The sequence below is a fragment of the Rhodococcus sp. MS16 genome, assembly GCF_013277795.1.
Classification (GTDB): Bacteria; Actinomycetota; Actinomycetes; order Mycobacteriales; family Mycobacteriaceae; genus Rhodococcus_F; species Rhodococcus_F globerula.
The window spans coordinates 108879-121542 of record NZ_VBTM01000010.1 but is presented as its reverse complement, the minus strand read 5'-3'; the positions used below and the strand labels follow the sequence as shown (position 1 = coordinate 121542).

General features: G+C 63.0%; 12 protein-coding genes. 10 read left to right on the top strand and 2 right to left on the bottom strand.

All coding sequences use genetic code 11. The annotated features are described in order from the left end of the window. Positions 1 to 112 precede the first annotated feature (112 nt). The 4 genes from FEZ60_RS22170 to FEZ60_RS22155 are packed head-to-tail and all read left to right on the top strand — an operon-like array spanning position 113 to position 3929. Positions 113 to 400 (top strand): hypothetical protein, encoded by a 288-nt coding sequence (locus tag FEZ60_RS22170; protein ID WP_033233405.1) that lies wholly within the window; start codon positions 113 to 115, stop codon positions 398 to 400. Beyond that, positions 397 to 1215, top strand: a complete 819-nt coding sequence (locus tag FEZ60_RS22165; protein ID WP_033233404.1) for a hypothetical protein — start codon at positions 397 to 399, stop codon at positions 1213 to 1215. The genes FEZ60_RS22170 and FEZ60_RS22165 overlap by 4 nt, the downstream gene beginning before the upstream one ends. 25 nt (positions 1216 to 1240) lie before the next feature. Further along, complete coding sequence (locus FEZ60_RS22160) at positions 1241 to 3172, top strand: fumarate reductase/succinate dehydrogenase flavoprotein subunit (RefSeq protein ID WP_172937011.1); 1932 nt, start codon at positions 1241 to 1243, stop codon at positions 3170 to 3172. 1 nt (position 3173) lies between these two features. Next, positions 3174 to 3929 carry a succinate dehydrogenase/fumarate reductase iron-sulfur subunit gene (locus FEZ60_RS22155; protein ID WP_172937010.1) on the top strand — a complete coding sequence of 252 codons (756 nt, stop codon included), beginning with the start codon at positions 3174 to 3176 and terminating at the stop codon, positions 3927 to 3929. A gap of 6 nt (positions 3930 to 3935) precedes the next feature. On the opposite strand, the gene FEZ60_RS22150 is transcribed toward FEZ60_RS22155, so the two are convergent. Further along, positions 3936 to 4649 carry an IclR family transcriptional regulator gene (locus tag FEZ60_RS22150; RefSeq protein WP_116102671.1) on the bottom strand — a complete coding sequence of 238 codons (714 nt, stop codon included), beginning with the start codon at positions 4647 to 4649 and terminating at the stop codon, positions 3936 to 3938. 111 nt (positions 4650 to 4760) lie between these two features. Here FEZ60_RS22150 and FEZ60_RS22145 point away from each other — a divergent pair, with 111 nt between their 5' ends. From FEZ60_RS22145 to FEZ60_RS22120, 6 genes are all read left to right on the top strand, one after another. Further along, positions 4761 to 5972 carry a 4-hydroxybenzoate 3-monooxygenase gene (locus FEZ60_RS22145; protein WP_172937009.1) on the top strand — a complete coding sequence of 404 codons (1212 nt, stop codon included), beginning with the start codon at positions 4761 to 4763 and terminating at the stop codon, positions 5970 to 5972. A 93-nt stretch (positions 5973 to 6065) separates the two neighbouring features. After that, on the top strand, positions 6066 to 7682 hold the full coding sequence (locus FEZ60_RS22140) for an ABC transporter substrate-binding protein (protein WP_346343398.1): 1617 nt from the start codon (positions 6066 to 6068) through the stop codon (positions 7680 to 7682). Then, the gene (locus tag FEZ60_RS22135) at positions 7679 to 8716 is read left to right on the top strand and encodes an ABC transporter permease (protein ID WP_172937008.1); all 1038 of its coding nucleotides are present in this window, start codon (positions 7679 to 7681) and stop codon (positions 8714 to 8716) included. Before FEZ60_RS22140 ends, FEZ60_RS22135 begins: the two co-directional genes overlap by 4 nt. Continuing rightward, the gene (locus tag FEZ60_RS22130) at positions 8709 to 9530 is read left to right on the top strand and encodes an ABC transporter permease (RefSeq protein ID WP_116102676.1); all 822 of its coding nucleotides are present in this window, start codon (positions 8709 to 8711) and stop codon (positions 9528 to 9530) included. Before FEZ60_RS22135 ends, FEZ60_RS22130 begins: the two co-directional genes overlap by 8 nt. Next, positions 9527 to 10438 carry an oligopeptide/dipeptide ABC transporter ATP-binding protein gene (locus FEZ60_RS22125; protein WP_172937007.1) on the top strand — a complete coding sequence of 304 codons (912 nt, stop codon included), beginning with the start codon at positions 9527 to 9529 and terminating at the stop codon, positions 10436 to 10438. The genes FEZ60_RS22130 and FEZ60_RS22125 overlap by 4 nt, the downstream gene beginning before the upstream one ends. Further along, positions 10435 to 11085, top strand: a complete 651-nt coding sequence (locus FEZ60_RS22120; RefSeq protein WP_045065066.1) for an ATP-binding cassette domain-containing protein — start codon at positions 10435 to 10437, stop codon at positions 11083 to 11085. The genes FEZ60_RS22125 and FEZ60_RS22120 overlap by 4 nt, the downstream gene beginning before the upstream one ends. Here FEZ60_RS22120 and FEZ60_RS22115 read toward each other — a convergent pair. After that, positions 11082 to 12632 carry a bifunctional 3'-5' exonuclease/DNA polymerase gene (locus FEZ60_RS22115; RefSeq protein WP_172937006.1) on the bottom strand — a complete coding sequence of 517 codons (1551 nt, stop codon included), beginning with the start codon at positions 12630 to 12632 and terminating at the stop codon, positions 11082 to 11084. The two genes, FEZ60_RS22120 and FEZ60_RS22115, sit on opposite strands and share 4 nt — an antisense overlap. Positions 12633 to 12664 lie beyond the last annotated feature (32 nt).

The following is a 12664-nucleotide window of genomic DNA, read 5'->3' as shown; positions in this document are numbered from 1 at the left end:
ATTGGGGTACCCGCTGATGCGAGGAACACAACTTTCACGCGCAGGAGGTACAGCGACCCGGTTGTCGAAGCCGATATGAGTCACCACTTCTACCGATCGGTTGGAGAGATTTATGTCAACCACCGAAATGCTCGAACTCGAGCGCACCATCGACCATCTCCGTCACTGTGTCGGTTCGCTGCGGTCCTTGTACGGCGACGTACCGCAGGTCCGCCGGTTGGTCAATGATCTGGAGCGGCTCGAGATCGACTCCGGCGATCTGGACGCATCGCCGCCGCACCTGACCCATCACGAACAGGCTGAACGAATCCCCGTGCCCGACACACCGTACGACGCGTCGATGTGGCAGGGCGCCGATGACGAGGGTATCGGCGGCCACCCGACCGAGCACGACGGATGAGTGCACCACCGATCGATTCGAGTGGGGTCGGTGCTTCTTCGCGTGCTCGCATTGCGGCACGCACGCTGAGAACGGACCGGTGGTGGCGAGCGCCGCTACTGACCGTACTGGGATTGTCCGTCTTCCTGGTCTACGCGACGATCCGGTCGTTCGTCCGCAGCGCGTACTGGGTTGCGGACTATCACTACCTGACACCGTTTTACTCTCCGTGCCTGAGCGACTCGTGTGCGCCGGGTTCCAGCGATTTCGGCACACCGATCGGTGAATTGCCGATGTGGATTCCGCTCGGGTTCCTGGTGCTGCCGTTCCTTCTGGGATTCCGGCTGACCTGCTACTACTATCGCAAGGCCTATTACCGGTCTGTGTGGCTGTCGCCGCCTGCCTGTGCGGTCGCAGAACCACATCGCGCGTACTCGGGTGAAACACGACTTCCGCTGATCATCCAGAACTCGCATCGGTACTTCTTCTATGTCGCGGTTGTTGTGTCGATCATCAATACCTACGACGCGATTCGGGCTTTCCACGGAGCAGACGGTGGCTTCGGGATGGGTCTCGGCACGCTGATCCTCGTCGGCAACGTGTGCTTGTTGTGGGCCTACACGGTGTCGTGCCATTCGTGTCGTCACGTCACGGGTGGACGGCTCACCCATTTTTCGAAACATCCGATCCGCTACTGGTTGTGGACGCAGGTGAGCAAACTCAACACGCGGCACATGCAGCTGGCGTGGACCACGCTCGGCACGCTCATGATCACCGATTTCTACATCATGCTCGTGGCCAGCGGCACGATCGACGACCTACGTCTGATCAATTGACCACCCAATTCTTCAGGGAGAGTGAATGACCGAAGTCGAACGGCACACCTACGACGTCGTGGTGATCGGAGCCGGCGGAGCCGGACTACGCGCGGTGATCGAGGCCAGAGAGCAAGGACTCTCTGTTGCCGTGGTCTGTAAGTCGCTGTTCGGCAAGGCTCACACCGTCATGGCGGAGGGTGGGTGCGCTGCCGCGATGGGCAATGCCAACGAGAAGGACACCTGGCAGACGCATTTCCAGGACACGATGCGCGGTGGCAAATTCCTCAACAACTGGCGAATGGCAGAACTGCATGCGCGTGAGGCGCCGGATCGGGTATGGGAACTCGAAACCTATGGCGCACTGTTCGATCGGACGCCGGACGGGCGAATCAGTCAACGCAACTTCGGTGGTCACACGTATCCGCGGCTCGCTCACGTCGGTGACCGCACCGGACTCGAGATCATTCGGACGATGCAGCAGAAGATTGTCTCGCTTCAGCAGGAAGACTTCGCGGCCACCGGAGACTACGAGGCGCGCGTCAAGATCTTTGCGGAATGCACCATCTCGGAACTGACGAAGGACGGCGACCGTATTTCCGGTGCCTTCGGATACTGGCGTGAGAGTGGACGGTGCGTGCTGTTCGAAGCACCGGCCGTGGTGATGGCTACCGGCGGAATTGGCAAGTCGTTCAAGGTCACATCCAATTCGTGGGAGTACACCGGGGACGGACACGCGCTGGCACTTCGCGCGGGCGCCAACTTGATCAACATGGAGTTCGTTCAGTTTCACCCGACGGGCATGGTGTGGCCGCCGAGCGTCAAAGGCATTCTCGTGACGGAGGGCGTACGCGGTGACGGTGGTGTGCTCAAGAACTCCGAGGGCGACCGCTTCATGTTTTCCTACATCCCGCCGGTGTTCAAGGGCCAGTACGCCGAGACGGCAGAAGAAGCCGATCGGTGGTACGAGGATCAGGAGAACAACAGGCGCACCCCCGATCTGCTACCCCGCGACGAGGTGGCTCGTGCCATCAACACCGAGGTGAAGGAGGGACGCGAAACCCCGCATGGCGGTGTGTACCTCGACATCGCGTCGCGAATGCCGGCCGAGGAAATCAAGCGCCGGTTGCCGTCGATGTATCACCAGTTCAAGGAACTCGCGGACGTCGACATCACAAAAGAGCAAATGGAAGTTGGTCCGACCTGCCACTACGTGATGGGCGGGATCGAGGTCGACCCAGACTCCGGTTCGTCGAACGTACCGGGGTTGTTCGCGGCGGGGGAGTGCTCCGGCGGAATGCACGGGTCCAACCGGCTGGGCGGAAATTCGCTGTCGGATTTGCTCGTGTTCGGTAGACGAGCCGGCCTCGGCGCCGCGACTTATGTGAAGTCGCTGCCTGCTCGGCCCGTCGTGGCGGACGGCGACGTGGATGCCGCGTCACGGATGTTGCTCTCGCCGTTCGAACCTCAGGGTGACGCCGGTGCCCTCGAGAACCCGTACACCCTGCACACCGAACTGCAGCAGACGATGAACGACTTGGTCGGCATCATCCGCACCGCTGAGGAAGTCGACCGCGCGCTGCGCACGCTCGACGACATCAAACGACGGATCGATTCGGTTGTGGTGGAGGGGCATCGGCAGTTCAATCCGGGATGGCATCTGGCTGTGGATCTGCGAAACATGGTGCTGGTCAGCGAATGTGTTGCGAAAGCCGCGCTGCTGCGCACCGAGAGCCGGGGCGGACATACTCGCGGCGATCACCCGGCGATGGCTGCGCAGTGGCGCAACACCCTGCTGGTGTGCGCTGTGGATGCAGCGGTCGCCGGGCGAGCGGATGTTGTTGTTCCCGACGTGCAGGTCACCTCCGAGCCGCAATCGCCGATGCGACCGGACCTTTTGGCGCTCTTCGACATCGACGAGTTGGCGAAGTACTACACGGACGCCGAACTTGCCGGCCATCCGGGAAGGAAAACCTGACATGGGCTACGACGCGAGTTTCCGGGTGTGGCGCGGCGATGCCGATGGTGGTGAGCTGCGGGACTATTCGGTTCCGGTGAACGAGGGGGAGGTAGTGCTCGACATCATTCACCGGTTGCAGGCCACGCAGACTCCGGACCTCGCGGTGCGGTGGAACTGCAAGGCGGGCAAGTGTGGATCGTGCTCAGCGGAGATCAACGGGCGTCCGCGGCTGCTGTGCATGACGCGGATGTCGACTTTTGCGGAGGACGAAGTGGTGACTGTGACTCCGATGCGCGCATTCCCGGTCATCCGTGATCTGGTCACCGATGTCTCGTTCAATTACCGGAAGGCACGCGAGATCCCGTCGTTCACACCGCCGCCCGGCTTGGCTCCCGGTGAGTACCGAATGCAGCAGATCGACGTCGCCCGCTCGCAGGAGTTCCGCAAGTGCATCGAATGCTTCCTGTGTCAGAACACTTGTCACGTCGTGCGCGATCACGAGGACAACAAGGAGGCGTTTTCCGGCCCCCGCTTCTTCATTCGGATCGCCGAACTCGAAATGCACCCTCTCGATACAGCAGACCGTCGGGACGCCGCGCAAGACCAGTCCGGACTCGGTCTGTGCAACATCACCAAATGCTGTACCGAGGCGTGCCCGGAGGACATCAAGATCACCGACAACGCAATCATCCCGATGAAGGAACGAGTGGTGGATCGGCGCTACGACCCGCTGGTCTGGCTGGGCAACAAGATCTTCCGTCGTGGTGAAACCTGATTCGGGTCAGGAAATTCCTCGGGAGATCGCGCGACTGGCGGCCTGCAGTGCCGGGACGAGGGTAGCGCTGCCGGTGTCGAGTGGAACGACAACGGATAACGCCGCGACAACGTCGCGAGAGCGGCGAATGGGCGACGCTATCGCCAGCGTGCCGAGATTGAGGTACTGGCGAGCTATGACGATGTCGGTGCGGCGGATCTCGGCCAGCAGAGAACGAAGCGTAGGTTCCTCGGTGATCGTGAACGGCGTCAGCGCCCGCAATCCGGCCGCGACAACATCGTCGAAGACGCCATGGGGAGCATGAGCCAGAAGCACCAGCCCACCGCTGGACGCGTGCAGCGGCAATCGTCCACCAGCCCGGCCGACAAGACCGACGGCGTCGTGGCTCGACAACCGCTCCAGGTAGACAGCCTCGAGGTGATCGCGGACAACCAGTTGTACGTTCTGCCCGGTGATTTCGTGCAAGTCCTCCATGAACGGCATTGCTACGGAACGTAAACCGTGTGCTCGGGGTGCGCGGGACCCGATCTCCCAGACCCGAAGTCCGATCTGAAATCGGCCGTCGTCGCCACGTTCCAGGGCTCCGAGCCTGGTGAGTTCTCGGCAGATGCGAAAGACCGTCGGCACGGGCAGTTCGGAACCCAGTGCAAGTTCGGTGATTGTCTGGCGGGGGTGCTGCGGAGTGAACAGATCGAGCAGGACCATGGCTCGTTCCAGCATTCCCGGCGGAGTAGCGACTTCTTTCACTCAATGAAAACTACCTTGTTGACGGCCCTCATGTCCCGCGACCATCCAATCAGTGAAAAGTTGTTCTCTACCGAGGAGAGTTCTATGAGTCTGCCGCCCATTCGCACCCAGGTCGGTATCGTCGGGGCCGGTCCGGCCGGTCTGATGCTCTCCCATCTTCTTCATCTTCAGGGGATCGATTCCGTTGTCCTGGAATGCCGTACCCGCGAAGACGTCGAAGGAACGATCCGGGCGGGAATTCTCGAGCAGAACACCGTGGATTTGATGATCGCAACCGGCGTGGGTGATCGGTTACTCGCGGAAGGTCATCGCCACACCGGTACCCAGATCAGGTTCGCCGGTGAGGGGCGTCGCGTCGACTTCGAAGGGCTCACGGGTCGGGCTGTCACTGTGTACCCGCAGCATGAGGTGCTCATCGATCTGATTGCGCGCAGGCTGGCAGACGGCGGCGACATTCGCTTCGGCGTCAGTGACGTCGAGGTCCACGAGCACACTGGCGATCGCCCGTTCATCACGTTTGTTGACTCCGACGGTCAGGCGCAGCGGCTGGACTCCGAACTTGTTGCGGGATGCGATGGTTCGCGAACCGGGACGCGCCACCTCATTCCGGAGCCCGAGGTACGCACCGACTACTTCCGCCAGTACCCGTTCGTCTGGTTCGGCATTCTTGCCGAGGCCCCCCGAACCTCGGACGAACTCATCTACGCCCACAGCCCGCGGGGATTTTCACTCTGCAGCACACGATCCGAGACTGTGCAGCGGCACTACCTACAGGTTTCGGTCGACGACACTGTCGACGACTGGTCGGACGATCGAATCTGGGACGAGTTGCACCGACGCGTGGACGGACCTGGCGTCGAGGTCAAGGAGGGTGCCATCTTCTCGAAGAGCATCCTGCCGTTCCGTAGCTTTGTGTGTGAACCCATGCAATCCGGCCGCTTGTTCCTGGCCGGGGACGCCGCGCACACTGTCCCACCGACCGGCGCCAAGGGCATGAACCTCGCGCTGGCCGACGTGTGGGTTCTGGCCGACGCCATGGTCGGTTTCTTTACCGCTGGGGATCGACAAGCCCTCGACGGCTACTCCGCGGCTGTGTTGCCGAGGGTGTGGCGTGCTCAGCATTTCTCGTGGTGGATGTCGACGATGCTGCATACAGCACCCGACGCGTCGCCGTTCGACATCAAACGGCAGGAAGCTGAACTCGACGTCGTGACCAGCTCCCAAGCAGGGCTGACCTTGATTGCCGAGAACTACACCGGCCTGCCGCTGCCGCAACTGGTTCACACAGTGTCCTGACGCGCTGCCGTCTGGCAAAACGTCCGCATTGCCCATTTTTTATCTGAATATCTGTACAGATGTTATTTTTATTCAGAAGAAAAGGGGCAAACAGTGGGTCTCATCCGTTCCGGAGTTCCGACGTTCGCGATCGCTGCCGTCGTCGGCACCCTGCTCGTCACGTCGTGCAGCACCCCGTCGGGCACGTCGACCGCAAGCGACGGTCTGGTCCTCGCCGACGGCTACGAACTGGGCGGATACAACCCCGTCGCCGGCTTCGGTGCGGCCGGCGAAGCCAAGATGTACGACGGTCTGGTGAGCCTGCGCGGCGGTGAGGGAATGCCTGGTTTCGAACCGGCTCTTGCCACGTCGATCCCCACCGCCAACGCCGACGCCACCCTCTGGACCGTGACTCTCCGCGGCGGCGTCACCTTCTCCGACGGCTCCACTTTTGACGCCGCCGACGTGGTTGCCACGTACAAGGCGATCCTCGATCCGGCATCAGCGTCCGAGGCGAAGTCGTCGTTCGACATGATCAGCGATGTCGTAGCGCTGGACCAGAACACCGTGGAGTTCCGTCTCGCGTACTCCTACGCACCGCTACTCACCAAGATGCTGATCGGCATTGTGCCGTCGGAGTCCGTGGCGACACCCGCTCTGGCGGCCGAGTCGACGCTCAACACCGAACCGATCGGGACCGGGCCGTACACCCTTGTCGATCTTTCACCCGACCGCGCGGTGTTTGCGGCCAACGAGAACTACTGGGACGGCGCACCGGAAATCAAGAAGCTCACGCTGCTCTATGTTCCGGACGACAACACCCGGGCGCAGCGGATGGCCTCGGGTGGGATAGACGGCACCAATCTCCCGCCGCTGCTTGCCAATACGTTCGAATCGCGGGACGGCATGTCGGTGACGGCCCATCAGTCCGCGGACTGGCGTGGTGTTTCGCTGCCCACCGGCAATCCGGTAGCCGGTGACCCGGCGATGCGCATGGCGCTCAACCTTGCCGCCAACCGGCAGTCCATGATCGACAACGTTCTCGGTGGGCACGGCCGCGTCGCCGCCACGCCGATTCCCGAGGTCTACGGTGCCTCGTACAACCCGGACGCAACGTTTGCGTACGACCCGGCCAAGGCCGAGCAGATCCTCACCGATGCCGGTTGGATCGAAGGCAGTGACGGCATCCGTTCGAAAGACGGTCGACGCGCGCAGTTCACGATCATGTACAACTCAGTGGATACAGTCCGTCGAGACTTGGCCCAGGCCTTTGCATCCGACGCGCTTGGAATCGGCGTCGAAGTTGATCTCGAAGCACTGTCGTGGGATCGCATCGATCCGCGAATCAATCGGGACTCCACACTGCTCGGCGGCGGCGACGAACCGTTCGATCCCGATACCCAGGCCTACGACGCACTCAATTCCGCGTCCATCGCTCCCGGTGTCGGCAGCATCTACGACAATCCCAGCGATTACTCGAACCAGGTTGTCGACGCTGGACTCGACGTCGGTCGCCGAAGCCTCGACCAAGCGACCCGCGACGCCGCCTACCGAGATGTGCAGCAGGCGTACGTCGATGATCCCGGTTATGTGTACCTGGTCTTCCTCGATCACACGTACGTGTCGAAAGATTCCGATTGGACGATGTCCGGTCCGGTGCTGGAACCGCACGCGCACGGAGTGACCTGGGGTCCGTGGTGGTCCTTGCAGACTTGGACGCAAGAACAATGACGGCAATCGACGTACGAACCGGCGCCGCAACGTCGGACCGGCCGCGATCGCACAACGCTCGCCGACGCTCCATCCTCGTGATGGTCGGGCGCCGGATGCTGTTCATCGTCCCGGTGATCATCGTCGTGTCCGCCGGTTTGTTTGCCGCCGCGGCAATCTCGCCGTTCGATCCGCTTGTCGGCTATCTGGGCACGCGGTACATGACAACCAGCGAAGCGGACAAGGCCATGATCGTCGCGCAGATGGGTTTCGACAACCCCTGGTACAGCACGTACTGGACGTGGCTGCATGCAGTGATAACCGGCGATCTGGGCGTCTCTCGATCCTTCAATCAGCCAGTCACCCAAGTCATCTCCGAACGACTGCCATGGACGCTACTCCTGGTCGGCGTCAGTCTGGTGATTGCGATTCTCGCGTCGCTGGTGCTGGGAGTGCTCGCCGGAATCCGCAAGGGTGGGCTCCTGGACAGAACCGTGTCCGGGCTGTGCGTCGTCGTTCAAGGACTTCCGCCGTTTGTTCTCTCGCTCGGAGCTATCGCGCTCTTCGCGCTGACTCTCGGTTGGTTGCCAGTGGCCGGGTTGACCGACGGTGGTGCCGATCCCACACCGGCGCAGGTCATTCGGCACCTCATTCTCCCGGTCGCCGTCCTTGCGATCTCCCAAATGCCGTGGCTACTCCTCGCAGTGCGCGAATCCGTCGTCGGATCTACCGGTGAAGGGTTTGTCGCCGGGGCGGTGGCGCGCGGAATACCGGCTTCCACCATCACACAACGTCATATCATGCCGACGTCCCTTGCGCCGTTCGTCAACATCATCGGAGTCCGATTGCCCGAACTTGTCGTCGGTGCGGTGCTGGTGGAAGAAGTGTTCAGTTGGCCGGGAATTGCCGGTGCCATCGTCTCCTCCGCTCGGGACCTCGACATGGCGTTGCTCGCGTTCCTCACGGTCGGAACAACTCTGACGGTCATGCTCGGCTCGCTTCTCGCTGATGCGGTTGTTGCCCTCCTCGACCCGAGGGTGAGCACAGATGGCTAAGCGCCGCTTCGCAATCGCCGTCGGTGTCCTGATCCTCGTCGCGCTCTACGCCGGCTTGGTTCCGTGGATCGCCGACGTCGACGACCGTGTCACCGACTTCGCGCAGGCCCGGATGGCTCCGTCGCTCACGCATCCCTTCGGCACCGACTCTGCGGGGCGAGACCTGTTTGTTCGAGTCGCTGCCGGTATCCGGACGTCGTTGCTGATCGCTCTCGCCTGCGCACTGTTGTCCACGGTGATCGGGGTGGCGGTAGGCACCACTGCCGGACTCCTCGGCGGCTGGGTGGACCGAGTTGTCATGCGCGGCACCGACGCGGTGAACGCCCTCCCGCACTTGCTGCTCGGCATCGTCATCGTCGCGATGTTCCGCGGCAGTATCCTCGCCATCGTTCTCTCGATCGCACTCACACACTGGACCCAGGTAGCTCGCATCATCCGCGGCGAGATCCTGAATTTGCGTGACCGCCCGTACATCGACGCAGCCGTCCTCGCCGGAGCCAGCCGGAGACATGTGATCACTCGCCACCTGGTTCCGGCTGCTGCGCCGCAGGCCTTGATCGCGGTGGTCCTCCTGCTGCCGCACGCCGTGTGGCACGAGTCGACGCTCTCGTTCCTCGGATTCGGCCTTCCGCCCCACAAGCCCAGTCTGGGAACACTTCTGGAAGAGGCTCGCAGTTCTCTGCTGCTCGGTGGTTGGTGGACGCTGGTGTTTCCCGCAGCCGTTCTGGTGGTCACTACCGTTGCGGTGGCGGTGGCCGGTTCGGCATTGCGTTCGAAGCTCGCGCCGCCTCGGCCATCGGAGCTTCGACTGTGAATACCGGCCTTCGAATCGATGCGCTCACCGTCCGGATTCCGCTGCCCGGGGGCTCGATTGTTCACGCTGCCAGCAACATCGACCTTGCGGTGCCGCCTGGGACTGTCACAGCGCTGGTCGGAGAATCCGGCTGCGGCAAGTCCATCATCGCAACATCGGTGATGAACATGCTGCCGCCTGGCACTCAGCGCACCGGTACCATCACCGTCGACGACATCGACGTGTTTTCCGGAACACCCTTCCGTGGTAGTCATGCCGCACTCGTGCCACAATCTGCCGCAACATATCTCACGCCGGTGCGGACGGCACGCTCGCAACTGCAGGAGACAATCGACGCACTCGGAACCGCCCACACCTGCGACGGCTTGGCGCAGCGAGTGGGTCTCGAACCTTCCGCCCTCGACTGCTACCCGCACGAACTGTCGGGTGGCATGGCGCAGCGGGTTGCCATTGCCGGCGCGTTGGCCGGGGACCCGTCGGTGGTCGTGGCCGACGAGCCGACCGCCAACCTGGACCGCGCGCTCACCGATCATGTTCTCGGCCTGCTGCGCGAGTGCGCCGATGCGGGTGCCGCGGTTCTGCTGATCACTCACGATCTGGCGTCGTTGACCCGAGTTGCGATCGCAGACAGGTTGGCCGTCATGTACGCCTCGCGCATCATGGAGATTGGCCCGGCTGCGCAGGTTCTGCAGGAGCCGCTTCACGATTACACCCGAGACCTGCTCGGAGCCTTGCCGTCTCGCGGGCTCAATCCCATCCCCGGATCACCCCCTCAATTGACGAATCTTCCGGACGAGTGCGTCTACTACCTGCGCCGACCCGAGTCCGCGCAATCCGGTGGGCCAACCGAACTGGTCACGTTCGGAGAGCGCACGTACCGAACCCGCCGGGAGGTGAGTGCACGATGAGTTTGCGCGCCCTGGATGTCACCGGTGGCTACGAGCGCGGGCGTCCCGTCCTCGAGAATGTCTCCCTCGAGATCCCGGCCGGCCATCTGATCGGGTTGACCGGGCCGTCCGGAACCGGAAAATCGACGCTGGCAAGGATTCTCGCGTCGCTGGACGCGCCGTGGTCCGGCGAAGTGCAGATCGACGGTTCTCGCGTTGCAGGAACCAAGTTCGGTGTTCCCGCTGAGTTCAGAGGGGCTGTGTCCATGCTCTTCCAATCGCCACGCGCCGCAACTGATCCCCGGCAGACGCTGGCACGGATCATCGGGCAGCCCGCCGACATCGCGCGCCGCGATATCGACATCGAAGCACTGGCCTCGGAAGTCGGACTCACACCCGACTTGCTGGCGCGTCGCCCGCATCAGGTCAGTGACGGCCAGCTTCAACGCGCGGCGCTCGCGAGATCATTGGCGCAGCAACCCCGTTACCTCATCTGCGACGAAGCCACCGCGATGCTCGACGCCGCGACCACCGCCACCATCGTTCGGTTGATCGAGCGGCGGGCAACGGATCACGGTATCGGGGTGCTGCTCATCAGCCACGATCGTGACCTGCTCGACGCATGCTGCACACGCGTTCACGAACTCGACGACATCCGAGCGGGCTAGACGCTGCTCTTTCCGTAGCTTTCGCGGACCCCGACGTCCATGGGGAATCGAACAACCGTGTCGCCGAACAGCAGTCGAGTTGCCGATGCTGCCGCAGCCAGTACGTGAGCTGTGCCGGACTCGGGGTTTCGCGTGTGCACCACAACCTCGTCGTGCTGGAAGAACACCAATTCGCCGTCCGGGTCCTCGGCGAGGCGTCGCCGCAGGTCGGCGAGGAGACACAGAGCCCATTCCGAGGCCGTTGCCTGCACCACGAAGTTGCGGGTGAAACGGCCGCGCGCGTGAGCGTCGCCGTGTGAATAGAAATCGGGAGACGGCGGGGGACACGCTCGGCCGAGCAGAGAGTGCACTACGTCGCCGCGCTCGCCGGCTTTGGCAGCCTGCTCGACGTACTCGACCGCTACGGGGAAACGCTTGCGCAGCAACGTGAGTAGCGCTTTGGCTTCACCGGCGGTGGCGCCGTAGAGCACTCCGAGGATGGCAACTTTGGCTTTGGCGCGGTCGCCGCCAAATGCCTCGGCGCCAACGAGAGCGTACAGATCGTCATCACCGGCTGCCGCCATCATGCGGCGGTCGCGTGACATGGCAGCCAGAATCCGGGGCTCGAGTTGACCGGCGTCGGCCACCACGAATACGTGCCCGGGATCGGCAACAACGCTCGAGCGCATGGTCTTCGGAATCTGAAGGGCGCCGCCGCCTCGGCTTGCCCACCGGCCCGAGACAACACCACCGGGAACGTAGATGGGGCGGAAGCGATCGCCACGCACCCAACTGTCCATCCATTGCCAGCCATTGGTGCTGTACAGCTTGGCGAGTTCACGGTGGCGCAGGAGCAACGGAACCGCCGGGTGATCAACTTCCTGCAGAAACCACTTGCGCGTCGACGGCAGTTCGATGCCCTGGCGCCCGAATGCCTCGGTGATCTCGACGGACGACGCGGGGTTCACCGTCCGCCCGAAGGCGTCGCTGATCTGGGTGGCAAGTTCCTGCATGCGAACGGGGAGGTCGTACCCCGTTGGCCGGGGGCCAAGTCTCTCCTCGAGGAGTTCGCGGTGCTTCCGCGTCGAGAACGGCAAACCGGCGTGCGTCATTTCAGCAGCACTGAGCGCGCCGGCTGATTCTGCGGCAATCAGCAGATCCAGGCGCGCGTCGGCGCCGATGACAGTGCGTTGCTCCGCGAACTCCGCAACAACACCATCAGGATCGAGGACGGGAGCGGTGTCGAACAAGCCGAGACGGTCGTCGTCGGACTCCTCGGCCGGTGGTGACGGCTGACCCGCGCGCATGCTCAGGATCGCGCGGGTCAGCGAAATATCGTGGCAGCGCTGTACGTGGACGCCGGCGCGCAGCAACATCGGGTAGACCGACGCTGTGCTCGGCCAGACCCACCGTGGATGCTCGGCACTCTCGATAGCTTGGACCGCGGCAACCAGATCGGGATATTCGACGCGGTCGCCGACGGCAGTCCCGTCGGGGTCGGTGCGAACAACCGTCGCGGTGACTGCTCCCGTGGACGTCGTACTACCGGGAACCAGGACAACTCTCACTGCTCCAGTGTGACGGTTGTGTCCGACAACAA

What these genes read in the sequence shown, in the direction of transcription:
- FEZ60_RS22170 (WP_033233405.1), top strand. Translation starts at nt 113, where the DNA reads ATGTCAACCACCGAAATGCTCGAACTCGAGCGCACCATCGACCATCTC.
- FEZ60_RS22165 (WP_033233404.1), top strand. Translation starts at nt 397, where the DNA reads ATGAGTGCACCACCGATCGATTCGAGTGGGGTCGGTGCTTCTTCGCGT.
- FEZ60_RS22160 (WP_172937011.1), top strand. Translation starts at nt 1,241, where the DNA reads ATGACCGAAGTCGAACGGCACACCTACGACGTCGTGGTGATCGGAGCC.
- FEZ60_RS22155 (WP_172937010.1), top strand. Translation starts at nt 3,174, where the DNA reads ATGGGCTACGACGCGAGTTTCCGGGTGTGGCGCGGCGATGCCGATGGT.
- FEZ60_RS22150 (WP_116102671.1), bottom strand. Translation starts at nt 4,649, where the DNA reads ATGCTGGAACGAGCCATGGTCCTGCTCGATCTGTTCACTCCGCAGCAC.
- FEZ60_RS22145 (WP_172937009.1), top strand. Translation starts at nt 4,761, where the DNA reads ATGAGTCTGCCGCCCATTCGCACCCAGGTCGGTATCGTCGGGGCCGGT.
- FEZ60_RS22135 (WP_172937008.1), top strand. Translation starts at nt 7,679, where the DNA reads ATGACGGCAATCGACGTACGAACCGGCGCCGCAACGTCGGACCGGCCG.
- FEZ60_RS22130 (WP_116102676.1), top strand. Translation starts at nt 8,709, where the DNA reads ATGGCTAAGCGCCGCTTCGCAATCGCCGTCGGTGTCCTGATCCTCGTC.
- FEZ60_RS22120 (WP_045065066.1), top strand. Translation starts at nt 10,435, where the DNA reads ATGAGTTTGCGCGCCCTGGATGTCACCGGTGGCTACGAGCGCGGGCGT.